Source organism: Pantoea sp. EABMAA-21 (genome assembly GCF_030053335.1).
GTDB classification, from domain to species: Bacteria; Pseudomonadota; Gammaproteobacteria; order Enterobacterales; family Enterobacteriaceae; genus Pantoea; species Pantoea communis.
Genome location: NZ_JASGBX010000015.1, coordinates 67,638 through 92,935, shown reverse-complemented (window position 1 = coordinate 92,935; position 25,298 = coordinate 67,638). Strand labels below are relative to the sequence as shown.

The following is a 25,298-nucleotide window of genomic DNA, read 5'->3' as shown; positions in this document are numbered from 1 at the left end:
GACGTTGGGTTATCAATAGTGCCCATCCCGGCTGAAGCCCGGCAATGTCTGAAAATCAATGCGCTGTACCGCGTCAGGAGTTATACGTTGGACCAGAAGCAACCTTCATCTGCTGCCACCATGAAAGATGTGGCCGAGAAAGCCGGCGTCTCTACCGCCACGGTTTCTCGCGCGCTGATGAACCCGGAAAAAGTCTCGGCTGCCACCCGGCAGAAAGTAGAACAAGCGGTGATTGATGTCGGCTATGCGCCACACGGGCTGGCGCGCAATGCCAAACGCGGCGAAACGCAAACCATATTGGTAATAGTGCCGGACATCTGCGATCCGTTCTTTAGTGAAATCATCCGTGGCGTCGAAGTCACCGCGGCGCAGGAAGGCTATCTGGTGTTGATTGGCGACTGCGCACATCAGGATCAGCAGGAAAAAACCTTCCTCAACCTGATGTTGACGCGCCAAATCGACGGCATGGTGCTGCTGGGTTCACAACTGCCGTTCGATGCAGGAATTGAAGATCAGCGTAACCTGCCGCCGATGGTGATGGGCAACGAATTCGCCCCGGAAATGGCTCTGCCTACCGTGCATATTGATAACCTGACGGCGGCATTTGAAGCTGTCAATCATCTGCTGCAACTCGGTCATCGCCAGATTGCCTGCATTACCGGGCCGGAACATATCCCGCTCAGCCAGTATCGTTTACAAGGCTACATTCAGGCTCTGCGCCGCAGCAGTATCGCCATTGATCCCACGATGATTGTGCACGGTGATTTCACCTTCGAAGCTGGTGCCAGTGCGCTGAAACAGTTGATGAGCTTACCGCAGCCGCCGAAAGCCATTTTCTGCCACAGCGACTTGATGGCATTAGGTGCAATGAATCAGGCACGAAAGCTGGGCATGCGCATTCCGCAGGATCTTTCCGTGGTGGGATTTGACGATATCGAACTGGCGCAGTATTACGATCCCCCACTCACCACCGTGGCACAGCCGCGATTTGCCATTGGTCGAGAGGCGATGCTGCTGTTGCTGGATGAACTGCAGGGCAAACGCGTCAACAACGGCTCACGTTTACTCGACGCGGAATTACGCGTGCGCGGAAGCACCGCACCCGCCACAAAAACGGGAAAAATGGTCTAGGCTTCACTGCATTTTCAGCGGATTCTGAAGGCAGACTCTGCTGGTCAAAGTTCCAGCCCTTGAGTAACATGACGCATTCGTTGCCGGGCAATTAACAGAACTTTTACACCCGTCTTAATTTAGGGTTTCGCCCATTGGCATTTTTTTGAAGGGTATCAGAACGAAAGTGGCACAGAGAGATTATGTAGGCCGCGGGCGTTCAACAGGGACGCGTCGCAAAAAACCCGCTGCAGGCCGCAGTAAGAAAAGCAAAGGCGGCTCCGGCACGTCAAAGTTGATGATCGTACTGGCCGTGGCCGTGCTGGTCACCTTTGCCGGTGGTTTATGGTTCATCTCTCATCATAAAAAAGAAGAGACTGAGGTCATTCCGAATCATAAAGCCAACGGCAACGGCCTTCCGCCTAAGCCGGAAGAGCGCTGGAAATACATCAAAGAGCTGGAAAATCGCCAAATCACCGTGCCGACGCCGACTGAACCGTCTGCTGGTGGTGGTGTGCAATCACAAACACAGCTGACGGATGAGCAGCGCCAATTGCTGGAACAGATGCAGGCTGATATGCGCCAGCAACCGACGCAGCTCAACGAAGTGCCGTGGAACGAACAAACTCCGGCACAGCGTCAGCAAACTCTGCAACGCCAGCAGCAGGTTCAGCAACAACAGCAACAGATGCAGCGCCAGCAGCAACAGTTACAGCAGCAACAACGTCAACAACAGTTGCAGCAACAGCAGGCGACGCGTCAACAACAACAGCCAGCGCCGATAACGCGTGAACCAGTGCAACAGCCGAAACCCCAGGAAACGGCAAAAGCGAAACCGGAAGAGAAAGCCGCTTCGCAGCGCTGGATGGTGCAGTGTGGATCGTTCAAAGGCACTGACCAGGCAGAGTCTGTGCGCGCAGGTCTGGCTTTTGAAGGTTTCGAGAGTCGTATCACCACCAGCGGGGGCTGGAATCGTGTGGTAATCGGGCCGTTTAAAGATCGCAGCAGCGCTGACAGCACGGTCAAACGCTTACACAGCTCCGGACACGGAAGCTGCATTCCTCTCGCTTTACCTTAAGTCATTCGCCTCGCGGCAAGTGCGTGAATCCCCTGAGCTTGCATCAGTAAGTTACAGGGGTGAACGCACCTCGCCAACGTACCGGCCATTTCAAGTAAGACAAATCTCGGGGTTGAAACCCTTCAAACCTACCCCATATCTGGTTGCATGATACTCCGCGCTCTGTGCGCGAAGTTCCTTATCCACTGCAACAAGGGGTCTGCCCGTGACAACAATAGTAAGTGTACGACGCAACGGCCGAGTCGTGATTGGCGGTGATGGCCAGGCTACGCTCGGCAATACCGTGATGAAAGGCAACGTGAAGAAAGTGCGTCGTCTCTACAATGATAAAGTGATCGCTGGTTTTGCTGGCGGCACCGCAGATGCCTTCACCCTGTTTGAACTGTTCGAGCGCAAGCTGGAAATGCATCAAGGCCACCTGGTGAAAGCCGCGGTCGAACTGGCAAAAGACTGGCGTACCGATCGCATGCTGCGCCGTCTTGAAGCGCTGCTGGCGGTAGCTGATGAGAACTCCTCACTGATCATCAGCGGTAATGGTGACGTCATTCAGCCGGAAAATGATCTGATTGCTATCGGTTCTGGTGGGCCTTACGCCCAGGCAGCGGCTCGTGCCCTGCTGGAGAATACCGACATTGGTGCGCACGATATCGTTGAGAAGGCGCTGAACATCGCTGGCGATATCTGCATTTACACCAACCACAACATCAACTTTGAAGAATTACCGTCTAAGGCTAAGGACTAAACATCATGTCTGAGATGACTCCCCGCGAGATTGTCAGCGAGCTTAACCGCTTTATTATCGGCCAGGACGGCGCAAAGAAGGCCGTGGCGATTGCGCTGCGTAACCGTTGGCGCCGCATGCAGCTCGACGAAGAGCTGCGTCATGAAGTGACGCCAAAAAACATCCTGATGATTGGCCCGACCGGTGTCGGTAAAACCGAAATCGCGCGTCGTCTGGCAAAACTCGCCAACGCGCCTTTCATCAAAGTCGAAGCCACGAAATTCACCGAAGTGGGTTACGTGGGGAAAGAAGTCGACTCAATTATTCGCGATCTGACCGACTCTGCCATCAAAATGGTGCGCAGTCAGGCCATCGAGAAAAACAAATACCGCGCCGAAGAGATGGCGGAAGAGCGCATTCTTGATGTGCTGATCCCACCAGCGAAAAATAACTGGGGCCAGGCTGAGCACACTGCCGAACCTTCTGCGGCCCGTCAGTCTTTCCGCAAGAAACTGCGTGAAGGCCAGCTGGATGATAAAGAGATTGAGATCGATCTGGCCGCATCCGCAGCCGGTGTTGAAATCATGGCGCCTCCAGGCATGGAAGAGATGACCAGCCAGCTGCAGTCGATGTTCCAGAACCTCGGCGGACAGAAGCAGAAAGCGCGCAAGCTGAAGATCAAAGAAGCCATGAAGCTGCTGATTGAAGAAGAAGCGGCAAAACTGGTGAATCCGGAAGAGCTGAAGCAAGACGCCATCGAAGCCGTTGAGCAGCACGGTATCGTGTTCATTGATGAAATCGATAAGATCTGTAAGCGCGGCGGCCAGAATGCGGGCGGCCCGGATGTATCACGCGAAGGTGTACAGCGCGACTTGCTGCCACTGGTGGAAGGCTGCACCGTGTCCACCAAGCACGGCATGGTGAAAACCGACCACATTCTGTTTATCGCTTCAGGCGCGTTCCAGGTCGCCAGCCCATCAGATCTGATTCCAGAACTGCAGGGTCGCTTGCCGATTCGTGTAGAGCTGCAGGCGCTGACCGTGAATGATTTCGAACGTATTCTGACGGAGCCAAACGCTTCTGTGACCGTACAGTACAAAGCACTGATGGGCACTGAAGGCGTGAACGTTGATTTCACCGAAGACGGCATCCGTCGCATCGCCGAAGCCGCATGGCAGGTGAACGAAACGACTGAAAACATCGGTGCGCGTCGTCTGCACACGGTGCTGGAGCGTCTGATGGAAGACATCTCCTATGACGCCAGCGATCGCAACGGCGAATCCATCACCATCGATGCTGATTACGTAGGCAAGCATCTGGACGAATTGGTTGCCGACGAAGATCTCAGCCGCTTTATTCTGTAAAGGTTCCATCGTTATCCGCTGCCCGGCCACTGTGCCGGGCATTTTTTTACGCAGGATATTGATGCAGCGCTTTTTTTAGCGGGTGATGATTTTGCCAACAATCGTCAGATAGCGATATACTTACCGCTCCTGTGGCAAACAGACGATACCCTCATGAAATACGATACTTCCGAACTCTGTGACATCTACCATGAAGAAGTGAACGTGGTTGAACCGCTCTTTTCCAATTTTGGCGGACGCACCTCATTCGGTGGGCAAATCACCACAGTGAAATGTTTCGAAGACAACGGCCTGCTTTACGATCTGCTGGAAGAGAATGGCCGGGGTCGCGTGTTAGTGATTGATGGCGGCGGCTCGGTACGTCGTGCTCTGGTTGATGCGCAACTGGCGCGTCTGGCAGCGCAAAACGAGTGGGAAGGCCTGGTGATCTACGGCTCAGTGCGTCAGGTGGACGATCTGGAAGAGCTGGAAATTGGTATTCAGGCGATTGCCGCGATTCCGGTCGGTGCGGCGGGAGAAGGGATTGGCGAAAGTGACGTGCGCGTTAACTTTGGCGGCGTAACCTTCTTCTCTGGAGACCATCTTTATGCCGATAACACCGGCATCATTCTGTCGGAAGACGCCCTCGATATCGAGTAAGCCTCAACAAAAACGGGTGCCGCAGCACCCGTCATGGGTTTAAGCATAGACGCTTAAACCTCTTCCATTTTTCCCAACAGTGCACGCAGACGCTCCTGCCACACGTGCTGTTCTTCTTTCAGATGCTGGTTTTCACGCACCAGTGCATCCTGGTTGCCGGAAGCCTGGCTAGCTTCGTTGCGCAGCGTATTATTCTGATCTTTCAGTTCTTCGATTTCCATCTGTAGCAGGGTGATGGTATCAATCGCCTGCTGTACTTTGGCTTCCAGTTTCTCGAACACTTCAAATGACATCTTTATGACCTCTCCTAAATCTCTTGCAAGGCGTTGATGGTGCTGGGACTGCCTTGTTATGGTGCGTCCAGCCACGATGTCCCGATTGTATGTAGCCACACCCCGCAAGTCCAGCGACACAAGGCCTGCACGGGCAGTCTGTAACACTTTTCAGTTAATGCTTAAAAAAATGCTCACGATCGCGCATTTTTGCGCGCGGTCACGATATTGGACTTAAGTAAAGCAGGGTTAATGGCCCTTAAAGAAAGGTAAAAGACGCGAAAACGCGCATTTTTATGACGGAGTACACATATTTCGATTTCGCTATTTCTCGTTTATGCTCGTTAACGATAAATTCACATCAGCCCTACATAAGAGCTGGGTGACTCATGGATTGAGAACAAAAACTGATAAAATTTAACCTCGCTTCAGGAATGCCATTATGAGTCAGACAACGAACACACTAAAAGGTCAATGCATCGCCGAGTTTCTCGGTACCGGTTTGATCATCTTTTTTGGTGCAGGCTGTGTTGCTGCATTAAAACTGGCTGGTGCCGCATTCGGTCAGTGGGAAATCTGTATTATCTGGGGTCTTGCTGTCTCCATGGCCGTATATCTCAGTGCGGGCGTATCCGGCGCGCATTTGAATCCAGCGGTAACGGTCGCGCTGTGCCTGTTTGCTAACTTTGAAGGCCGCAAAGTGCTGCCTTACATCCTGGCGCAGGTTGCCGGTGCCTTCTGTGCGGCGGCGCTGGTTTATGGCCTCTACTACAATTTGTTCTTTGATTATGAAGCCAGCCATCAAATGGTGCGAGGCAGCGTGCAGAGCCTCGATCTGGCCGGTATCTTCTCAACCTACCCTAACCCGCACATCAGTGTCGGTCAGGCGTTCCTGGTTGAGATGGTGATTACGGCGGTACTGATGGCGGTGATCATGGCGCTGACCGATGACGGCAATGGCGTACCACGTGGTCCACTGGCTCCGCTGTTAATTGGTCTGCTGGTTGCCGTGATTGGTGGTTCAATGGGCCCGCTCACCGGCTTCGCACTCAACCCGGCGCGTGACTTCGGTCCTAAGCTGTTCGCCTTCATCGCAGGTTGGGGTGATGTGGCCTTCACCGGCGGCAAAGATATTCCTTACTTCCTGGTTCCGATTTTTGGCCCACTGGTGGGTGCTTGCCTCGGAGCCTTCGGTTACCGTTCACTGATTGGCCGTAACCTGCCGGTCAACGTGGCGGAAGCCAGCAAAACAGAAAAACCGGTCGCACGCGCTGAGCAGCGTAAAGCGTAAGTTTCATCGTTAATCATCAGGAAAATAAAATGACTACGACTGATAAAAAATACATTCTCGCGCTCGATCAGGGCACGACCAGCTCGCGTGCCGTGGTACTCGATCATGACGCGAACATCGTCGCCGTCTCGCAGCGCGAATTCACCCAGATTTACCCGAAAGCGGGCTGGGTAGAACACGACCCAATGGACATCTGGGCGTCACAAAGCTCAACGCTGGTCGAAGTGCTGGCCCATGCCGACATCCGTTCTGATGAGATTGCCGCGATTGGTATCACCAACCAACGTGAAACTGCCATCGTGTGGGATAAAGAGACCGGTAAGCCGATCTATAACGCCATCGTCTGGCAGGATCCACGTACAGCGGACTATTGTAACAAGCTAAAGAAAGAGGGTCTGGAAGAGTACATCCAGCATACCACCGGTCTGGTGATTAACCCTTACTTCTCAGGCACCAAAGTGAAGTGGATCCTCGACAACGTTGAAGGTGCGCGCGAGCGTGCAAAACGTGGCGAGCTGCTGTTTGGTACCGTTGATACCTGGCTGGTATGGAAAATGACCCAGGGGCGTGTGCACATCACCGACCACACCAACGCCTCTCGTACCATGATGTACAACATCCACAAGCTGGAGTGGGATGAGCGTATGCTGGAGATCCTCGATATTCCGCGCGAAATGCTGCCGGAAGTGAAAGGCTCTTCTGAAATCTACGGCCAGACCAACATCGGGGGTAAAGGCGGTACGCGTATTCCAATCGCGGGTATTGCAGGTGACCAACAGGCAGCCCTGTACGGCCAGCTGTGCGTACAACCGGGTATGGCGAAAAACACCTACGGTACCGGCTGCTTCATGTTGATGAACACCGGCACCGAAGCCGTGACTTCAACGCACGGTCTGCTGACTACCATTGCTTGCGGCCCGCGTGGTGAAGTGAACTATGCACTGGAAGGTGCGGTGTTCATCGGCGGTGCCTCCATTCAGTGGCTGCGTGATGAGATGAAGCTGATCAGTGATTCAACGGACTCTGAATACTTCGCCCTGAAAGTGAAAGACACCAACGGCGTCTACATGGTGCCTGCGTTTACCGGTCTGGGTGCGCCTTACTGGGATCCGTATGCCCGTGGCGCCATCTTCGGTCTGACGCGCGGTGCCAACGCAAATCACATCATCCGTGCAACCCTGGAATCGATTGCTTATCAGACACGTGACGTGCTGGAAGCGATGCAGAACGATGCGGGCACCCGTCTGCAATCTCTGCGCGTGGACGGTGGTGCGGTCGCCAACAACTTCCTGATGCAGTTCCAGTCAGACATTCTCGGTACGCGCGTTGAGCGTCCGGAAGTACGTGAAGTGACCGCGCTGGGTGCAGCTTACCTTGCTGGCCTGGCGGTGGGCTTCTGGAGCGATCTGGAGGAAGTACGTGCGAAAGCGGTCGTTGAACGTGAGTTCCGCCCAAGCATCGAAACCACCGAACGCAACGTGCGCTATGCAGGCTGGAAGAAAGCCGTGGCGCGTGCGCAAGCGTGGGAAGACGCTGAGTAATACCTTTGACCCGCGGCACCCTGCCGCGGGTTTTTCTCCCCGCCCTGCTTTCCCCTCCGTGTTACACTGCCTGCCTGTTTTTTATCAGGTGCAACCATGAAACGAGAACTCGCGATTGAATTTTCCCGTGTGACCGAAGCCGCTGCATTAGCGGGCTATCACTGGTTAGGACGCGGCGATAAAAATGCGGCCGACGGTGCAGCCGTCCACGCCATGCGCATTATGCTCAATACCATTGATATCGACGGTCAGATTGTGATTGGCGAAGGCGAAATCGACGAAGCGCCGATGCTCTATATCGGTGAAAAAGTCGGTACCGGCCGTGGGGATGCGGTGGATATCGCTGTCGATCCTATCGAAGGCACACGCATGACGGCGATGGGTCAGGCCAACGCACTGGCAGTATTAGCCGTGGGCGATAAAGGTAGCTTCCTGCACGCACCTGATATGTACATGGAAAAACTGATTGTCGGGCCCGGCGCGCGCGGTGCTATCGATCTCAACCTGCCGCTCGAAGCCAATCTGAAGAACATCGCCATCGCTCTGGATAAACCCCTCAGCCAGCTGACCGTGTCGATTCTGGCTAAGCCGCGCCATGACGCGGTGATCGCTCAGCTCCAGCAGCTCGGCGTGCGTGTGTTTGCCTTCCCGGATGGTGATGTTGCGGCCTCGATTTTGACCTGCATGCCTGACAGTGAAGTGGATGTGCTTTACGGTATCGGCGGTGCGCCAGAAGGTGTGGTGTCCGCTGCAGTGATCCGTGCAATGGATGGCGACATGCAGGCTCGCCTATTGGCGCGCCACGACGTCAAAGGCGACAGTGAAGAGAACCGTCGTTTGGGCGAGCAGGAGCTGCAACGTTGTGTTGAAATGGGCATTAAAGCCGGAGAAGTGCTGAAGCTGGAAGAGATGGCGCGTAACGATAATGTGATTTTCGCCGCCACCGGTATCACCACCGGTGACCTGCTCAAAGGCATTACACGCAAAGGCAACATCGCTACCAGCGAAACCCTGCTGGTGCGCGGTAAATCACGCACCATCCGCCGCATCCAGTCGATCCATTATCTGGATCGCAAAGACGCGGCGCTGCATCAGTTTATCCTGTAATCGCCTGTTTGCCGCTCTCCGGATGACGTGAGAGCGGCCACCAGCACAGCAGCATCACCAGCGATGTGACAAACATCAGCATGCCGAGGCTCGACTGATCGTGCTGCGGCAGTAGCGCCGACAGCCAGGCAATTACGCCAGAGCCCAAATTCTGTATGCCACCAATCAGCGCGCCCGCACTCCCTGCTAACCATGCATACGGCTCCATCGCACCGGATGTTGCCAATGGGAACAGCATCCCGGCACCAAAGAAGAACAGTGCGGCAGGCACCAGCAGTGTCCAGATATTCATGATGCCGAACCATGCCGGAATCCACATCAGCAGACCCGCCAGCAAGCAACTGTTCACGCCGTACCACATCAGCGTATGCCAGGACTTCTGCTCGCGTCCGGCAAACCACGCACCAAAAAAGGCGGCCGGGATTGGCAGGATAAACAGAATGCTGACGGTGATGCCATCCAGACCGAGCACGCCCCCCATCAACACGCCACAGCTGGCTTCAAACACAGCGATGCCTGCCAGGGCGCCCACCAGCAGCAGCAGATAGCGGATAAAATTCCCGTCGCTAAGTAAGGTGGCATAACGGCGCAGAAACGGTGTGGCAGGCGTATCCACGGGACGCGTTTCGGGTAGCCAGCGCGCCATGGAAGCTGTGACGCCGACGCACAGCAACAGCAGAAAGGCAAAACAAGCGTGCCAGCCAAACAGGTGCGTCAGTAGCGCGCCAATCACCGGTGCCAGCAGCGGGCTCACCAGAATTCCCATATTCAGCAGACTATTGGCCTGGCGCAGGGCGATACCGGAATAGAGATCGCGCGGCATAGTGCGCGCCATCACCCCCGCGACACCCGTACCCAAACCCTGCACCGCGCTGCCCAGCACCAAAATCTGCAGTGATGGCGCAAACATGGCGATCAATGCCCCCACGGCAAAGATCGTCATACCGATAAGGATCACCGGACGACGGCCAAAGCTATCTGACAACGGACCATAGATCAGTTGTGATCCACCATAGGTCATCAAATAAGCGGCCATGACCTGCTGCATGCTGCCACTGCGTACGTTCAGGGCTTCGGCCATGTTCGCCATCGCCGGCACATAGATGGTTTGCGCCATCTGTCCGACCGCCACCAGCACGATCAGCATGAATAACAGGAAGCGGTTTTGTGTTTTATTCTTCAACATGGAACAAAATGTCTGCCTGAGAAACAAAATAAAAGCAGCACTAAAAAAGGCTGCTGGCGATTAATGGCGGCAAAAATATCAGGATTGCATGACAAATCGAGAGGTGAGTGCAAAGCGACTGGCGCAGTGGTGTCAAGATTACGTACCGGGTCGTAACACGACCGCTACAGTTGATGTGGAGTGCGCATGATTTGTCGCTGAGAGCCCTTTACTCTCCGCCGGGCTGGAAATTTGAGAGGGGGCTGACGATGATAGTGATACGCCTGAATAATCAATAATAAGGAGCGATCATGGCAGAGTGGATCAATGCGGAAGTGAAAGAAGTGAAAAACTGGACCGATGCACTGTTCAGCCTGCGCGTTACCGCGCCGATTGATACCTTTACCGCCGGGCAGTTTGCCAAGCTGGCGCTGGAAATTGATGGTGAACGCGTGCAACGCGCCTATTCATATGTGAATGCACCGCGCGATCCCTTACTGGAGTTCTATCTGGTCACGGTGCCAGAGGGTAAGCTCAGTCCACGTTTGCAGGCATTGCAGCCTGGCGATCAGGTGATGATGACCAAAGAAGCCGCCGGATTCTTTGTACTCGATGAAATTCCCGACTGCAGCACGCTTTGGATGCTGGCCACTGGCACGGCGATCGGTCCTTATTTATCGATTCTGCAACAGGGCGAAGGCCTGGAACGGTTTGATAACATTGTGCTGGTGCATGCGGCACGTTTCGCCGATGACCTGAGCTTCCTGCCGTTGATGCAGCAGCTGCAACAGCGTTATCAGGGCAAATTGCATATTCAGACGGTGGTGAGTCGCGAAGAGATCGCCGGTTCGCTGCACGGTCGTGTTCCGCAGCTCATTGAGAGCGGTGAACTTGAACGTGCGGTGGGTTTGCCGATGACCGCTGACACCAGCCACGTGATGCTGTGTGGTAACCCGCAAATGGTGCGCGATACCCAGCAATTGCTGAAAGATACGCGTGAGATGCGTAAACATTTCAAACGCAAACCCGGCCATATGACCAGCGAGCATTACTGGTAATCCATGCGGTGTGAAGAATGTCAGACTTTTCCCTGTGCGGGTTTTGACTTTGGTCGGTAAAAACCGTTCTAATCGTGGGCTAAGTGAATGATTTAGGGCCGAAGCAATGAAGAACCTGCCAGTCGCGCTGCTCTTGAGCGTCGCGCTGACATTTCCCGCCTGGGCGGAGGATGCGACACCGCAGGATCGAAGCGATCACCTGCCTGCCGCCCCTTATCTATTGGCAGGTGCCCCCACCTTCGATATGACCATCGCGCAGTTCCGCGAGAAGTACAACGCAACGAATCCGGACCTGCCGTTGCAGGAATATCGTGCGATTGATAATCGAGACGATAAAAGCAACCTGACGCGCGCCGCCAGCAAGATCAATGAAACACTCTATGCTTCTACCGCGCTGGAGCAGGGCACCGGAAAAATCAAAACGCTGCAAATTACCTGGCTACCGGTTCCCGGCCCGGATATGAAAGCCGCGCAGGCACGTGCGATGGATTACATGACAGCATTATTGCGATTTTTTGTCCCAGGTTTATCGCCTGCAGATGGACGCAAAAAGCTTGATGCATTGCTCAGCGCAGGCAAAGGCGCACGCTATTTTGCCAGTACTGAAGGCGCATTGCGTTTTGTGGTCGCGGATAACGGTGACAAAGGATTAACCTTCGCGGTTGAGCCAATAAAACTGGCGCTCGCGACCCCTTGATCACCGCGGCAAAAATGACGAAAAGCAAAGCCAGCGACACGTTTGATCTCTATACTGTCTGGCAGACATCGCTGCCCGATGGCAGCGCTATTTCATGAATCGCGTTATGCGGAGGAAAGAATGCGACATCCACTGGTTATGGGTAACTGGAAACTGAATGGCAGCAAGCACATGGCAGGCGAGCTGATTGAAGGTCTGCGCAAAGAGCTGTCTGGTGTTGAAGGTTGTGGCGTAGCAATTGCTCCACCCACTCTCTATCTTGACCTGGCAAAACACGCCGTCTCCGGCAGCCACATTGCACTGGGTGCACAGAACGTTGACGTTAACCTGTCTGGCGCATTCACCGGTGAAACCTCCGCAGAAATGCTGAAAGATGTCGGCGCGAAATACATCATCATCGGCCACTCTGAGCGTCGTACTTACCACAATGAAAGCGACGAGTTCATCGCGAAGAAATTTGCTGTTCTGAAAGCAGCGGGCCTGGTACCAGTCCTGTGCATCGGTGAAACTGAAGCAGAGAACGAAGCGGGCAAGACTGAAGAAGTGTGCGCACGTCAGATCGACGCCGTGCTGGAAACGCAGGGTGCGGCTGCGTTCGAAGGCGTGGTTATCGCTTATGAGCCAGTCTGGGCGATCGGGACCGGCAAATCCGCTACACCTGCGCAGGCCCAGGCCGTGCACAAATTCATTCGTGACCATATCGCGAAGAAAGATGCGGCGATTGCTCAGCAGGTTATCATTCAGTACGGCGGTTCTGTTAACGACAAAAATGCCGCAGAACTGTTCACCCAGCCAGATATCGATGGCGCGCTGGTTGGCGGTGCTTCACTGAAAGCCGATGCGTTCGCAGTGATCGTGAAAGCAGCTGCAGCAGCGAAAAACGCCTAAGTTTTTTCGGTGTAGAACAAGGCGGCTGATGAGCCGCCTTTTTTATTGCCAGAGATTCGTACTGAGACATGTAACGCATACACTGAGGAAGATGTGATGAAACAGTTCTGGAACCCCCCAGCGTGCTTATACGTTTCATTGAAGCTTTATATTGGAAGCCATGGTTAATGGTTCAAAATCTGGCATTGGTGGTCCTGCAACTCCTCCGCAGAACCGCTGTTTAGCATTAACCAGTTACGTTCCAGCGCCAGCAACGCTAAGCGCCCATCCGGTAATTCCGCCAGTGCCATCCCATATTTTCCCATCTCGCTGCGCGCATTAGGCACTTCAGTCGCCAGACGAATAAAGACACTTTGCTGCGCCAGTTCAGCCGTCGACAGTGTGCGAATCAAATAGCGATGTTTGCGCAGCGTGGCTGGTTGCCACTGTTCATTGAGCTTAGGGCTTAACGCATCAAGCCGCTGGCGCACATCAGGACGCAGACAGGAGATGTGGATGTGCAGTTGATTCTGCGTACGGCCATATTGCGCATTAATCGCCAGTGACAGCACGCTATCATCAATCGGTGCACCGCGTTTTTTGGCCAACAGACTGCGCTGCAGCCAGGCGGCGGCAAACAGATTGGGCGTGGTGGGTTCGAGAATAATCGGGCTTTCCATGCCAGTGATTTTTTCAATCGGCATCAGTAAATACTGCAGTGGACCGTTGAGGTCTTTCAGCGTGACATAACCCTGTGCCGTATTCACTTGCTGACAAGGGGCGGGATTGCCACTCTTCGCCAGATTGGGCTCGCACTTTTCACTGATGATCTGCCAGAGGGCATTGGAGTTTTTCTGGAAATGGAAGGCGCTGACGATCAGTCCGACAATCAGCACCAGCAGTAAAACGGTTAGCAACTTCAGGGTGCGACGACTTCCCTGCATGGCCGAATTCCTCTGTTCATCACCTGCCAGCATCCTCGCCTGCCGTCCGGGCAATGTCACGGACTTTTACTGCACTGTAATGCAAAACGGCCAGCATCAGGCTGACCGTTTCAGTTTGATGCGATGAGGATTACGGTTTCATGACCTGATCGTAACTACCACCATCGGCGAAGTGCGCTTTCTGCGCTTGCGTCCAGCCACCGAACTTGCTGTCGATAGTGAACAGTTTCACCGGCGCAAAGGTGCTGGCAAACTTTTTCGCGACTTCAGGATCGCGTGGACGATAAAAGTTTTCCGCTGCGATGGTCTGGCCTTCTGGTGAGTAGAGATACTTCAGGTAATCTTCGGCAACTTTACGCGTGCCCTGCTCATCCACCACCTTATCGACCACCGAAACGGTTGGTTCTGCCAGAATCGATTCGCTTGGCGTGACGATTTCGAACTTGTCTTTACCCAGCTTGTTCACTGCCAGATACGCTTCGTTTTCCCAGGCAATCAGCACATCGCCGATGCCACGTTCTACGAAGGTGTTGGTGGCGCCACGTGCACCCGAATCCTGCACTTCTACGTTCTTGAACAGCGCCTTCACATACGCCAGCGCTTTGGCCTGGTCACCGTTGTTTTGATCCAGTGCCCAGCCCCATGCGGCCAGATAGTTCCAGCGTGCGCCACCTGAGGTTTTCGGGTTCGGGGTGATCACCGATACGCCGGGTTTAATTAAATCGTTCCAGTCATGAATGCCCTTCGGGTTGCCCTTACGGACCAGGAACACGATGGTGGAAGTATAAGGGGCGGAGTTGTCTGGCAGGCGCTTAATCCAGTTTTTATCGATCCGTCCACGGTCAGCAATAGCATCCACGTCAGACTGCAGCGCCAGGGTCACGACATCAGCACGAATGCCGTTGATCACAGAGGTCGCCTGCTTCCCTGAACCGCCATGAGACTGACGGATCACCACATTGTCACCCGTTTCCTGCTTGTAGTGTGCGCTAAACGCTTTGTTGTACTGCTCATACAGCTCACGCGTTGGATCGTAAGAAACGTTTAACAGCTGGATATCCTTTGCCAAAACACTGGTGGAAGCCAGTAACAGGGTGACACCAATACTCCACTTGTTCATTGCTTGCTCTCCCGAGGTCGTTATAGAACAAGACTGACATAAACCAATTCAATGATTAAAGAATTAAAAATAAGTGGTTATAACTGGAGAGAATATAAGTGGGAATAAAAAAGGGCACGGTGGAGGCCGCGCCCTGATTTAGTTTGATTAGTAGAGTTTTTTCGCCGTATCCAGCCAGTCGCGCTTGAATGGGCGCTTCATGTTTTCAATAGCATCGATGATGTCGTGATGCACCATCTTCTCATTCTGAATACCGACACAACGTCCGCCGTAGCCCTGCAACAGCAGTTCGATGGAGTAAGCACCCATGCGTGAAGCCAGAATACGGTCGTAAGCACATGGTGCACCGCCACGCTGAATATGCCCAAGCACCGTTGCACGTGTTTCGCGTTTGGTTTCTGCTTCGATGTAATGCGCCAAATCGTCGATATCACAGATGTGTTCGGTAATGGCCACAATGGCGTGTTTTTTACCTTTGGCGATACCCGCTTTGATCTCTTCGACCAGTTCTTCACGGGTATAAGGAATTTCCGGCAGCACGATGAATTCACAACCGCCGGCGATGGAAGCAGCCAGAGTCAGATCGCCGCAGTAACGCCCCATCACTTCCACGATGGAAATGCGCTGATGCGAAGAGGAGGTGTCGCGCAGACGGTCAATCGCTTCAACCACGGTTTCCAGCGCCGTGAAGTAACCGATGGTGTAATCGGTACCGGCAACGTCATTATCGATGGTGCCTGGCAGACCAATGCACGGGAAACCCATTTCCGTCAGACGTTTGGCACCCATGTAGGAACCGTCACCGCCGATGACCACCAGCGCGTCAATGCCGCGCTTCTTCATGTTCTCAATGGCAACCTGACGAACTTCCTCATTACGGAAATCCGGGAAGCGCGCAGAACCGAGGAAAGTGCCGCCACGGTTGATCATGTCGGACACGCTGTATCGGTCGAGATTGATCATACGGTCTTCATACAAACCCAGATAGCCGTCGTAGATACCAAAAACTTCAAGGCCTTCACTCAGCGCGGAACGGACAACTCCGCGGATGGCTGCGTTCATGCCTGGGGCGTCACCGCCGCTGGTCAGTACTCCGATTTTTTTGATCATGACAACCTCTGGATTGTTCAAAACTAAGGATTATTCCTGCCTGCCGACCGGTGTAAACCCGCTCACGATCGTGCGGCTTAATAGTTGCAGATAGTATATCAAAGGCTTGATGCTGAATTGATTCAGGTCAGACAAGTTTTCGCTATTTTTTTACAGAGTTGTTAGCGTTACGTCATTTTTATAACGCAACGCCATGATATTTAAACGCTAAAACTGGAAAAAGCCTTGCTGATTTTCAGGCACCACCGAACAGGGATCCTGATGGATGATAACATCCGAACCGGGAAACTTAAGCCGGAGTGCTTGCTCGATCTGATCCGCTACCTGATGCGCCTGCACCAGCGGCAGGTGGTCATCCATTTCCAGATGAAGCTGGATAAAACGGGTTGGCCCGGATTGACGCGTACGCAGTGCATGGGCACCGCGCACACCTGGCCAGTCGCTAACCAAATCGATAATCGCCTGCTTCTCTTCTTCCGGCAATGCGCGGTCCAGCAAAGATTGCACCGCTTCATAACCCATGCGCAAAGCGTTATAGAGGATGTACACCCCAATCCCCAGCGCAAAGAGCGCATCTGCCCGGACAAAACCATAGCTGCTTAACACCAAAGCCACCAGGATCGCGCCGTTCATCACCACGTCAGATTGATAGTGCAGCATATCCGCACGTATCGCCTGGCTGCGTGTCCGACGCACCACCCAGCGCTGGAAAGTCACCAGTAACAGGGTGGACAAAAGGGCGACCACAGTGACGACGATACCGACCAGCGGCGCACGTAATATATTGGGTGAGGCCAGATGCTGAATACCCGTGAGAAATAAAAACAGTGCCGAGCCGGAAATAAACATGCTTTGTGCCAGTGCGGCAAGCGACTCCGCTTTACCGTGGCCGAAGGTGTGATCAGCGTCCGCAGGCTGGAGTGAATAGCGCACCACCAGTAAATTGGTGAGCGATGCAGCGATATCCACCAGTGAATCGACCAGGGCGGCCAACATACTGACTGAGCCAGTCAGCCACCAGGCAAAAATTTTCACGATCAACAGTAATGTCGCCAGCGTCGTTGCCGCCAGCGCCGCGCGGTTGACGAGTTTCGCGTAGGAGGGATCCATGCCATGCCTCATAGAAGCGTCTGCTCAGCGCAACGCCTTTAGTCACATAATGGCTCAAGTTTATCATCGGCAAGCGTAAGCTGCGTGAAATGAATATTAAGGTGATGATGCAGCACAGGATTGGCAGATAAAAAAAACCCCCGCATCATGCGGGGGAAGACAGGGATGGTGTCTATGGCAAGGAAAACAGGGATACTATGTTACTGGTTACTGCTGGTACTACTCACTGCATGCAGCGGTGATGATGGCTGCAATCCTGAGAGCTGACGCATATCATTAAGTCGCCGCTCATAATTCTTCTGCAATGTCGCTTGCTGTGCAGGCGTTAGCAGGTGATACATCTGGTTGCGAACCCGAGCCATCTCAACTTGCAGTTCTATCTGCGCGCGGGCTTGTTTCTCTGCCTGCTGTCGGATAGCCGATTCGTTAAATTTGTCTGCAATGACAAGGTCATGCATAGTTTCAATATCCTGAACGCTCATAGCCGGGCGCTCATGTCGTGCTTGCTGCATCAGGTCTCGCATCTGTTGCCGCTGTTGTTCAGTCAGCTCAATGCCATCGAACATGTGGCTTTGCGGATTTTGCGTCATACTGCCTGTCGTCAATCCGCCGTTATGATGCATCTCGTCAATCGTCGTCGTGTCTGCTGCTTCTGCGCTGGCGTGACTGAGAACCATCGCTGAGGCAATGACGACGGCGGTTAAGTAGCGCATCGTTTACTCCCAGTTCGTTCCGTTTTGCGATTCAACGAGAGCTAGTGTACGGCGATAGCTGCAAACATCCGTCAGGGGGTGTAAAACTACGTAAAGCGTTGGATTGCAAGTCAAGGAACACGGTATTTTGCCTGCGGAGGGCAACAAAAAATGAATAAAATCCTGTTGGTTGATGACGACCGCGAATTAACTTCGCTGCTTAAAGAACTGCTTGAGATGGAAGGTTTTGAGGTGATTGTCGCCAGCGATGGCGAGCAGGCGCTTAACCTGCTGGATAACAGCGTTGACTTGTTATTACTCGACGTCATGATGCCGAAGAAGAACGGTATTGATACGTTGAAAGAATTACGACAACAGCACCAAACTCCGGTCATTATGCTGACCGCTCGTGGTAGTGAGTTGGATCGTGTTCTTGGCCTTGAGCTGGGCGCGGATGACTATCTACCAAAACCGTTTAATGACCGTGAACTGGTGGCGCGTATTCGGGCTATTTTGCGCCGTTCAAACTGGAGCGAACAACAACAGCAGCATGACAATAGTTCACCCACGCTGGAAGTGGATTGCCTGCGCCTCAACCCAGGCCGCCAGGAAGCCAGCTTCGATAGTGAAACGCTGGATCTGACGGGCACGGAATTCACTCTGCTCTATTTGCTGGCACAGCACTTAGGTCAGGTCGTGTCGCGTGAGCACCTCAGTCAGGAAGTGCTGGGTAAACGCCTGACGCCGTTTGACCGCGCGATTGATATGCACATTTCAAACCTGCGTCGTAAATTGCCGGAACGTCGTGATGGTCATCCGTGGTTTAAAACGCTACGCGGACGCGGCTATCTGATGGTTTCGGCATCATGATTGGAAGTTTGACCACCCGCATCTTCGCCATTTTCTGGCTCACCCTGGCGCTGGTGTTGATGCTGGTTTTGATGGTGCCCAAACTCGACTCACGCCAGATGACTGCACTGCTGGAAAGTGAGCAACGACAGGGCACCATGATTGAACAGCATGTTGAAGCTGAGTTATCGCAAGATCCCCCTAACGACCTGATGTGGTGGCGAAGGCTCTTTCGCGCCATCGACAAATGGGCCCCACCCGGCCAACGCTTGTTATTGGTAACCAGCGAAGGCCGGGTGATCGGGGCGCAGCATAATGAAATGCAGGTGATTCGTAACTTTATCGGCCAGTCTGATAATGCCGATCATCCGCAGAAGAAAAAGTATGGTCGTGTGGAGATGGTGGGCCCGTTCGCCGTGCAGGATGGTGAAGATAACTATCAGCTCTACCTGATCCGCCCCGCCACCAGTTCTCAACTGGACTTCGTCAATTTACTGTTCGACCGTCCGTTATTGCTGTTGATTGTCACCATGCTGATTAGCTCGCCACTGCTGTTATGGCTGGCGTGGAGCCTGGCGCGCCCAGCTCGCAAGCTTAAACATGCTGCCGATGAAGTGGCGAGCGGAAACTTACGCCAGCATCCTGAACTGGAATCCGGTCCACAGGAATTCCTGGCAGCAGGTTCAAGTTTCAACCAAATGGTGAGCGCACTTGAACGCATGATGACCGCACAGCAGCGTTTGTTATCCGATATCAGTCATGAATTACGCACGCCACTGACACGTTTGCAGTTGGCTACCGCCCTACTGCGCCGTCGCAATGGTGAAGGTAAAGAACTTCAGCGTATCGAAACGGAAGCCCAGCGGCTTGATGGCATGATTAACGATTTGCTGGTGCTCTCACGCACTCAGCATAAAAATGCCTTAGTCAGTGAAGCGATGAAGGCGAACCAGCTGTGGAACGGTGTACTGGAAGATGCCAAATTTGAAGCCGAGCAGATGGGTAAAACCATGGATGTGCCGTATCCGCCTGGTCCGTGGCCACTGTACGGCAACCCGCATGCCCTGGAGAGCGCACTGGAAAACATCGTGCGTAATGCGCTGCGTTATTCCCACACGCATATCAGCGTGAGTTTCTCGGTGGATATTCAGGGTATTACCGTTCACGTTGATGACGATGGCCCAGGCGTCAGCGCTGAAGATCGCGAGCAGATTTTCCGCCCCTTCTATCGCACTGATGAAGCACGCGACCGTGAATCTGGTGGCACCGGTCTCGGACTGGCGATTGTGGAAACAGCCGTGCAACAGCATCGCGGTTGGGTGAAAGCCGATGACAGCCCATTAGGGGGGCTGCGCCTTACACTCTGGTTGCCGCTGTACTCCGCTCGTCAATAATTTGCTATGCTTCGGCCCTCGTTTCCGGGGGCCTTATGCTGAACATCGTTTTATTTGAACCAGAAATTCCGCCAAATACGGGCAATATCATCCGCTTGTGTGCCAATACAGGCTTCCAATTGCATCTGATTGAGCCGCTGGGCTTTGCCTGGGATGACAAGCGCCTGCGCCGCGCCGGGCTCGATTATCACGAATACACCTCACTCAAAAAACACGCCAATTACACTGCGTTTATCGAGTCTGAAGCACCACAGCGTCTGTTTGCACTCACCACCAAAGGCACACCTGCCCACAGCGCTGTGAGCTATCAGAAAGGGGATTATTTATTGTTTGGACCTGAGAGCCGTGGTTTGCCGGCAGAGATACTGAACGCGCTGCCAGCAGAGCAGAAGATCCGCATCCCAATGATGGCTGAAAGTCGCAGTATGAATCTGTCGAATGCGGTATCTGTGGTGGTGTATGAAGCGTGGCGCCAGCTTGATTATGCTGGCGCACTGATCAAGAGCTAAATTCCGTCGCCGTACTCGAAGCCCGCGCCGTTGAAGAGTTGGTCCATATCCATCGAAGGTTTATCGCTGGTGGGTTTGCCAACGATACGCGCAGGCACACCGGCTGCCGTGGTATGCGGCGGCACCGGTTGTAGTACCACCGAACCCGCACCAATTTTCGCGCCGCGCCCCACTTCAATGTTACCGAGAATCTTGGCACCTGCGCCAATCATCACACCTTCACGGATTTTCGGATGGCGATCGCCGCTGGTTTTTCCGGTACCGCCTAGCGTGACCGACTGCAAAATCGACACGTCATTTTCCACTACGGCGGTTTCACCAATCACGATACCGGTAGCATGATCGAGCATGATGCCGCGACCAATACGGGCTGCCGGGTGGATATCCACTGCAAAGGAGACGGAGATTTCGTTCTGCAAATAGACGGCTAACGCGCGGCGGCCCTCTTTCCAGAGCCAGTGGCCGATGCGATAAGCCTGTAATGCATGGAAGCCTTTCAGATACAGCAATGGCGTTGAATACTTATCAACGGCAGGATCGCGCTGGCGCACGGCTTGAATATCGTAAGCTGCAGAGACAATCATCTCTGGATCTTCGCGATACGCTTCCTCAACGATTTCGCGTACCGCAATGGCTGGCATGATCGGGTTGGCGAGTTTGTTCGCCAGCATGTAGCTTAGTGCACTGCCAAGATTTTCGTGCTTCAGCAAAGTCGCGTGATAAAAACTGGCCAGCATGGGTTCACAATCAGCCAGCGCTCTGGCTTCAGCTTTGATGTTGTTCCAGACCAGTTCTAACTCTTCTAACGACATTGCTCTGTGCTCCCGATAAAAAAAGCGCCTGAGAGGCGCTGCAGGTGATTTAGCTGAGCATCCTGCTTCAGCTTTGGCTGTTTTCGTCCTTCCTTGCACGGCCAAGTAAACTCAATGCTGCCTCTCGCGCCGATTTTTCGCAATACAGTACCTGATAAATCTGCTCGGTTATCGGCATTTCAACACCCATTCTCGCCGCCAATGCTTTGACTTCTTTGGTGTTTCGGTACCCTTCTACAACTTGTCCGATAATGCGCTGCGCCTCATCAACGCTCTCGCCTTGTCCCAGCATCATGCCAAAACGACGATTGCGGGATTGATTATCGGTACAGGTCAGCACTAAATCGCCCAGCCCCGCCATGCCCATAAAGGTGGTGGGATCGGCTCCAAGAGCGGCGCCAAGGCGACTCATCTCAGTCAGCCCACGGGTAATCAGCGCGGTTCGTGCGTTAGCACCAAAACCAATTCCATCGGAAATGCCGGCACCAATCGCAATCACGTTTTTCACCGCGCCACCCAGTTGCACGCCGATGAAGTCTGGATTGTTGTACACGCGGAAGCTTTTACCGCAATGCAGTTTTTGCTGCAGATCTTCGGCGAACTGTGCGTCAGTGGCAGCCAGCGCTATCGCTGTAGGCAGGCCCGCAGCAAGCTCCTTCGCGAAAGTTGGTCCGGAAACCACGGCCAGCGGAATTTGATCGCCAAGGATTTCACGCGCAACATCCTGCAAAAGACGGCCAGTCTCTTTTTCGAGACCTTTGGTTGCCCAGACAATACGTGAGTCAGCACGCAGATGCGGCTTCAACTGAGTGAGAACGTCGCCAAATACGTGGCTAGGCACCACCACCAGCAGATCGCGGCTGGCATTCACCACCGTTGCCAAATCGGCTTCGGGAACAAGATTGTCAGGGAAAGGTACATCAGGCAGGAAAGCGGCATTACATCGGTCAGCCTGGAGCTGCGCCACGCTTTGCGGATTGTGGCCCCAGAGCAGAACCGGATGGCCGTTACGGGCCAGAGTAATGGCCAATGCGGTGCCGTACGAGCCGGCACCGATGACGCTAATCGAAGCGTTGAGGGTAGTCATCAGGCATCCTGACGTGGCGCTTCGCCTTCACCTTGCTGCTGCAGATAGTTCATGAACAGGGCATCAAAGTTAACTGGCGCCAGATTGAGCTGAGGGAAAGTACCACGAGACACGAGGCTGGTGATGCATTCACGTGCATACGGGAACAGAATGTTCGGGCAGTATGCACCGAGGCAATGTGCCATCTGAGTGCCTTCGATACCGCCGATAGTGAAGATACCTGCCTGCTGAACTTCGCACAGGAATGCGGTGTCTTCGCCAACGGTTGCTGTCACGGTAACGCGCAGAACAACTTCGTAGACTTCATCAGCCAGCTGAGATGAAGCGGTGTCCAGATCCAGTTTCACTTCCGGTTCCCACTCTTTCTGGAAAACCTGAGGCGCGTTTGGCGCTTCGTAAGAAACGTCTTTGGTATAAACACGTTGAATCTGGAACTGCATTTCGTTTGTGCTATGTTCTGACATGTTACTAAATCCTGTGAGTTAAATTGTCTGACCGAAAAATTATGCCTGGAGTAAGGGATCCAGTCCCTGACGCCCATCCAGCGCGTAAAGATCGTCACAGCCACCAATGTGCTGCGCATCAATAAAAATCTGGGGAACTGTCGTACGCCCGCTTCGCTGAATCATCTCTTCACGTTTCGCCGCGTTCCCATCAATAGGAATCTCCTGGAACGAAACACCTTTCTGATCCAACAATGCTTTTGCCCGGTGGCAATAAGGGCATGTGACTTTGGTGTAAATCTCAACATTAGCCATGCGGTTACCTCTGGGAATTATTTACCGCGTACCAGCGGCAGATTCTCACCACTCCAGCCGCTCACGCCATCTTTCAGCACGGAGACTTTTTCAAAACCTTCAGCGCTCAATTTAGCGGCTGATTCACCCGCGCTCTGGCCGGTGGCGCATACCACAATTATGGGCTGCGACTTGTGCTTTTCCAGTTCGGCAAAGCTCCCTTTTTTGATGTCAGCCGCTGCAATATTCACCGCACCTGAAATGTGCCCTTTGCGATAATCATCGCGCGAACGCACGTCTACAACCACCGCATCCTCTTTGTTGATCAGGTGGGTTGCTTCACCACGGCTGATGGTTTTTACCTTAGAGAACATTCCTTTAACGGTGGTCACAATCACCAGAACGAGTAAAACAACCCATGCCAGACTAAGGATGGTGTGATTGCTTGCAAACTGCATAATTTCTTGCATGAGGGGTAACGACTCCAGACCGGGCTAATAAGCTAAAACAAGGGTTCTGAGTATACCTGCGCCACTTAGCATGTACAGTCGCGAAGCGGGCAGAGTTACGATTTGTGCGTCATTTTCCAAAAAAAGTGTTCTAATCGCAAAATTGAGTCAAGGTTTATGCCGCTAAGCTCGGCACCGACATCTTTCGTAAAGCAAAACCCGCCCGGGATAACTGGTAAGCGGCTGTTCATCGTGGAATAATTATCGACTATGAAGGGAAAAGCGACCGTTACACACACAAGGACCTGTCACAACGGCCCAGCGCATCCGTTGTCATTTCGCTGGTCCGAAATCTCCCTGAGCTTGCTCTGCGCGGGCGCACTGTTATTGCCCGTTTACGCGCACAGTGCGGATGACAGTAAAACCCAGCTCAAGTCCATTCAGCAGGATATTGCTAACAAAGAGAAAAGCGTTAAAGCGCAGAAATTACAGCGCAGCAAACTTCTCGATCAACTGCAAAGTCAGGAAAAAGTGATTGCGCAAGCCAGCCGGCAGCTTAGGGAAACGCGCAATAGCTTGACCGCGCTCGACGGCGAAATCACACAAATTACCACCTCCATCTCTCGTCTGGAAAAACAGCAGGCTCAGCAGGAAAAACTGCTGGCTCAACAATTGGATGCGGCTTTCCGACAAGGCCAACACAATGGGTTACAGCTGCTGCTGGGTGGTGAAGAAGCACAACGCAGTGAACGCATACTTGCCTATTTCGGCTACCTTAATGCTGCACGCCAGAAAAACATCGACGATCTCAAACAAACTCAGCAACAGCTGTCCGAGCAGCGTCAGGCATTGCAAAGTAAGCAGGAACAACAAAAATCCCTGTTAGCCCAACAGCAGTCGCAGCAGGCCAAACTGGAAACCGCCAGTGCGGCACGTAAGAAAACCCTGACAGTATTGGAAAGCTCGCTGGAAAAAGATCAGGCCGATTTGGTTGAGATGCGAGAAAACGAAAGCCGTCTGCAGGATAAAATTGCCAAAGCCGAACGCGAAGCGCGTGAGCGTGCCGAACGTGAAGCACGCGAGGCAGAAAAAGTACGCCAGCGTCAGGCGCAGGCAAAAGCCAAGGGATCAAGTTATCAACCCACACAAAGCGAACGTGAGTTGATGGCGCGCACCGGTGGCCTCGGAAAGCCTGGTGGGCAGGCGGTATGGCCGGTGAATGGACGTATTGAACACCGCTTCGGTGAATCCATGCAGGGTGAACTGCGCTGGAAAGGTCTGGTGATTGATGCACCAGAAGGCACCGAAGTGAAAGCCATCGCCGATGGACGCGTACTGATGGCCGACTGGCTACAAGGCTACGGCCTGGTTGTGGTATTGGAACATGGTAAAGGCGATATGAGTCTTTATGGCTACAACCAAAGTGCGCTGGTGAGCGTGGGTACTCAGGTGAAGGCAGGACAGCCTATCGCCCTTGTGGGTACCAGTGGCGGCCGCGGCACGCCTTCGCTCTACTTTGAAATCCGACGTCAGGGACAGGCCGTCAATCCACTACCGTGGTTAGGAAGATAAGTG

Annotated in this window: 27 protein-coding genes; 15 read left to right on the top strand and 12 right to left on the bottom strand. The window is 53.5% G+C overall.

Going from position 1 to position 25,298, the window contains the following annotated elements:
* Window positions 1-87: 87 nt before the first annotated feature.
* From cytR to rraA, 5 genes are all read left to right on the top strand, one after another.
* Window positions 88-1,131, top strand: a complete 1,044-nt coding sequence (gene cytR / locus QMZ65_RS19910) for a DNA-binding transcriptional regulator CytR (RefSeq protein ID WP_034823733.1) — start codon at window positions 88-90, stop codon at window positions 1,129-1,131.
* Window positions 1,132-1,297: 166 nt separating this feature from the next.
* Window positions 1,298-2,188: a cell division protein FtsN gene (ftsN, locus tag QMZ65_RS19905; RefSeq protein ID WP_097119676.1), complete on the top strand. Its 891-nt coding sequence runs from the start codon at window positions 1,298-1,300 to the stop codon at window positions 2,186-2,188.
* A 205-nt stretch (window positions 2,189-2,393) separates the two neighbouring features.
* On the top strand, window positions 2,394-2,930 hold the full coding sequence (hslV, locus tag QMZ65_RS19900) for an ATP-dependent protease subunit HslV (RefSeq protein ID WP_071845580.1): 537 nt from the start codon (window positions 2,394-2,396) through the stop codon (window positions 2,928-2,930).
* Window positions 2,931-2,935: 5 nt separating this feature from the next.
* On the top strand, window positions 2,936-4,273 hold the full coding sequence (gene hslU, locus QMZ65_RS19895) for an ATP-dependent protease ATPase subunit HslU (RefSeq protein WP_045815700.1): 1,338 nt from the start codon (window positions 2,936-2,938) through the stop codon (window positions 4,271-4,273).
* A 153-nt stretch (window positions 4,274-4,426) separates the two neighbouring features.
* Window positions 4,427-4,912: a ribonuclease E activity regulator RraA gene (rraA, locus tag QMZ65_RS19890; protein ID WP_034823742.1), complete on the top strand. Its 486-nt coding sequence runs from the start codon at window positions 4,427-4,429 to the stop codon at window positions 4,910-4,912.
* A gap of 53 nt (window positions 4,913-4,965) precedes the next feature.
* Here rraA and zapB read toward each other — a convergent pair whose 3' ends face one another.
* Window positions 4,966-5,205 (bottom strand): cell division protein ZapB, encoded by a 240-nt coding sequence (gene zapB, locus QMZ65_RS19885; protein WP_034823745.1) that lies wholly within the window; start codon window positions 5,203-5,205, stop codon window positions 4,966-4,968.
* Window positions 5,206-5,626: 421 nt separating this feature from the next.
* Between zapB and QMZ65_RS19880 the strand changes: the two genes are divergently transcribed.
* The 3 genes from QMZ65_RS19880 to glpX all read left to right on the top strand — a co-directional run bounded on the left by QMZ65_RS19880 (window position 5,627) and on the right by glpX (window position 9,123).
* On the top strand, window positions 5,627-6,475 hold the full coding sequence (locus QMZ65_RS19880) for an MIP/aquaporin family protein (protein WP_034823747.1): 849 nt from the start codon (window positions 5,627-5,629) through the stop codon (window positions 6,473-6,475).
* Between the two features lie 29 nt (window positions 6,476-6,504).
* On the top strand, window positions 6,505-8,016 hold the full coding sequence (glpK, locus tag QMZ65_RS19875) for a glycerol kinase GlpK (protein WP_058960112.1): 1,512 nt from the start codon (window positions 6,505-6,507) through the stop codon (window positions 8,014-8,016).
* Between the two features lie 96 nt (window positions 8,017-8,112).
* Window positions 8,113-9,123: a class II fructose-bisphosphatase gene (gene glpX / locus QMZ65_RS19870; protein WP_097119674.1), complete on the top strand. Its 1,011-nt coding sequence runs from the start codon at window positions 8,113-8,115 to the stop codon at window positions 9,121-9,123.
* On the opposite strand, the gene emrD is transcribed toward glpX, so the two are convergent.
* On the bottom strand, window positions 9,113-10,309 hold the full coding sequence (emrD, locus tag QMZ65_RS19865; RefSeq protein WP_058960114.1) for a multidrug efflux MFS transporter EmrD: 1,197 nt from the start codon (window positions 10,307-10,309) through the stop codon (window positions 9,113-9,115). The two genes, glpX and emrD, sit on opposite strands and share 11 nt — an antisense overlap.
* 290 nt (window positions 10,310-10,599) lie before the next feature.
* Between emrD and fpr the strand changes: the two genes are divergently transcribed.
* From fpr to tpiA, 3 genes are all read left to right on the top strand, one after another.
* Window positions 10,600-11,346: a ferredoxin--NADP(+) reductase gene (gene fpr / locus QMZ65_RS19860; RefSeq protein WP_283216544.1), complete on the top strand. Its 747-nt coding sequence runs from the start codon at window positions 10,600-10,602 to the stop codon at window positions 11,344-11,346.
* 106 nt (window positions 11,347-11,452) lie between these two features.
* Window positions 11,453-12,043 (top strand): YiiQ family protein, encoded by a 591-nt coding sequence (locus tag QMZ65_RS19855; protein WP_034823757.1) that lies wholly within the window; start codon window positions 11,453-11,455, stop codon window positions 12,041-12,043.
* Between the two features lie 120 nt (window positions 12,044-12,163).
* Entirely contained in the window at window positions 12,164-12,931 is a 768-nt protein-coding gene (tpiA, locus tag QMZ65_RS19850) for a triose-phosphate isomerase (protein WP_097119672.1), read from the top strand.
* Window positions 12,932-13,095: 164 nt separating this feature from the next.
* Here the strand turns inward: tpiA and QMZ65_RS19845 are convergent, their stop codons facing one another.
* The 5 genes from QMZ65_RS19845 to cpxP all read right to left on the bottom strand — a co-directional run bounded on the left by QMZ65_RS19845 (window position 13,096) and on the right by cpxP (window position 17,907).
* Window positions 13,096-13,854: a CDP-diacylglycerol diphosphatase gene (locus tag QMZ65_RS19845; protein WP_097119671.1), complete on the bottom strand. Its 759-nt coding sequence runs from the start codon at window positions 13,852-13,854 to the stop codon at window positions 13,096-13,098.
* Between the two features lie 130 nt (window positions 13,855-13,984).
* Window positions 13,985-14,974, bottom strand: a complete 990-nt coding sequence (locus tag QMZ65_RS19840) for a sulfate ABC transporter substrate-binding protein (RefSeq protein WP_034823765.1) — start codon at window positions 14,972-14,974, stop codon at window positions 13,985-13,987.
* A gap of 147 nt (window positions 14,975-15,121) precedes the next feature.
* Window positions 15,122-16,084, bottom strand: coding sequence for a 6-phosphofructokinase (gene pfkA, locus QMZ65_RS19835; RefSeq protein WP_034823768.1), 963 nt, complete (start codon window positions 16,082-16,084; stop codon window positions 15,122-15,124).
* A gap of 207 nt (window positions 16,085-16,291) precedes the next feature.
* Window positions 16,292-17,194, bottom strand: coding sequence for a CDF family cation-efflux transporter FieF (fieF, locus tag QMZ65_RS19830; RefSeq protein ID WP_034823770.1), 903 nt, complete (start codon window positions 17,192-17,194; stop codon window positions 16,292-16,294).
* A gap of 200 nt (window positions 17,195-17,394) precedes the next feature.
* Window positions 17,395-17,907 (bottom strand): cell-envelope stress modulator CpxP, encoded by a 513-nt coding sequence (gene cpxP, locus QMZ65_RS19825; protein WP_034823772.1) that lies wholly within the window; start codon window positions 17,905-17,907, stop codon window positions 17,395-17,397.
* A 150-nt stretch (window positions 17,908-18,057) separates the two neighbouring features.
* Here cpxP and cpxR point away from each other — a divergent pair, with 150 nt between their 5' ends.
* The 3 genes from cpxR to trmL are packed head-to-tail and all read left to right on the top strand — an operon-like array spanning window position 18,058 to window position 20,638.
* Window positions 18,058-18,756 (top strand): envelope stress response regulator transcription factor CpxR, encoded by a 699-nt coding sequence (cpxR, locus tag QMZ65_RS19820; protein WP_034823774.1) that lies wholly within the window; start codon window positions 18,058-18,060, stop codon window positions 18,754-18,756.
* A complete protein-coding gene (gene cpxA / locus QMZ65_RS19815; protein WP_034823776.1) occupies window positions 18,753-20,129 on the top strand; it encodes an envelope stress sensor histidine kinase CpxA in 1,377 nt (458 codons plus the stop codon). The genes cpxR and cpxA overlap by 4 nt, the downstream gene beginning before the upstream one ends.
* A gap of 35 nt (window positions 20,130-20,164) precedes the next feature.
* Complete coding sequence (gene trmL, locus QMZ65_RS19810; RefSeq protein ID WP_058960119.1) at window positions 20,165-20,638, top strand: tRNA (uridine(34)/cytosine(34)/5-carboxymethylaminomethyluridine(34)-2'-O)-methyltransferase TrmL; 474 nt, start codon at window positions 20,165-20,167, stop codon at window positions 20,636-20,638.
* Here trmL and cysE read toward each other — a convergent pair.
* The 5 genes from cysE to QMZ65_RS19785 form a co-directional block, all read right to left on the bottom strand.
* Entirely contained in the window at window positions 20,635-21,450 is an 816-nt protein-coding gene (gene cysE, locus QMZ65_RS19805; RefSeq protein WP_283216543.1) for a serine O-acetyltransferase, read from the bottom strand. The two genes, trmL and cysE, sit on opposite strands and share 4 nt — an antisense overlap.
* 67 nt (window positions 21,451-21,517) lie before the next feature.
* Window positions 21,518-22,537 carry an NAD(P)H-dependent glycerol-3-phosphate dehydrogenase gene (gpsA, locus tag QMZ65_RS19800; RefSeq protein ID WP_160834184.1) on the bottom strand — a complete coding sequence of 340 codons (1,020 nt, stop codon included), beginning with the start codon at window positions 22,535-22,537 and terminating at the stop codon, window positions 21,518-21,520.
* Window positions 22,537-23,001: a protein-export chaperone SecB gene (gene secB / locus QMZ65_RS19795; RefSeq protein WP_034823785.1), complete on the bottom strand. Its 465-nt coding sequence runs from the start codon at window positions 22,999-23,001 to the stop codon at window positions 22,537-22,539. Before secB ends, gpsA begins: the two co-directional genes overlap by 1 nt.
* A 39-nt stretch (window positions 23,002-23,040) precedes the next feature.
* Entirely contained in the window at window positions 23,041-23,295 is a 255-nt protein-coding gene (gene grxC, locus QMZ65_RS19790) for a glutaredoxin 3 (RefSeq protein ID WP_007885328.1), read from the bottom strand.
* A gap of 17 nt (window positions 23,296-23,312) precedes the next feature.
* Window positions 23,313-23,744, bottom strand: coding sequence for a rhodanese-like domain-containing protein (locus QMZ65_RS19785; RefSeq protein WP_034823789.1), 432 nt, complete (start codon window positions 23,742-23,744; stop codon window positions 23,313-23,315).
* A gap of 249 nt (window positions 23,745-23,993) precedes the next feature.
* Between QMZ65_RS19785 and envC the strand changes: the two genes are divergently transcribed.
* A complete protein-coding gene (gene envC / locus QMZ65_RS19780) occupies window positions 23,994-25,295 on the top strand; it encodes a murein hydrolase activator EnvC (RefSeq protein ID WP_283216542.1) in 1,302 nt (433 codons plus the stop codon).
* The last annotated feature ends 3 nt before the right edge of the window (window positions 25,296-25,298 follow it).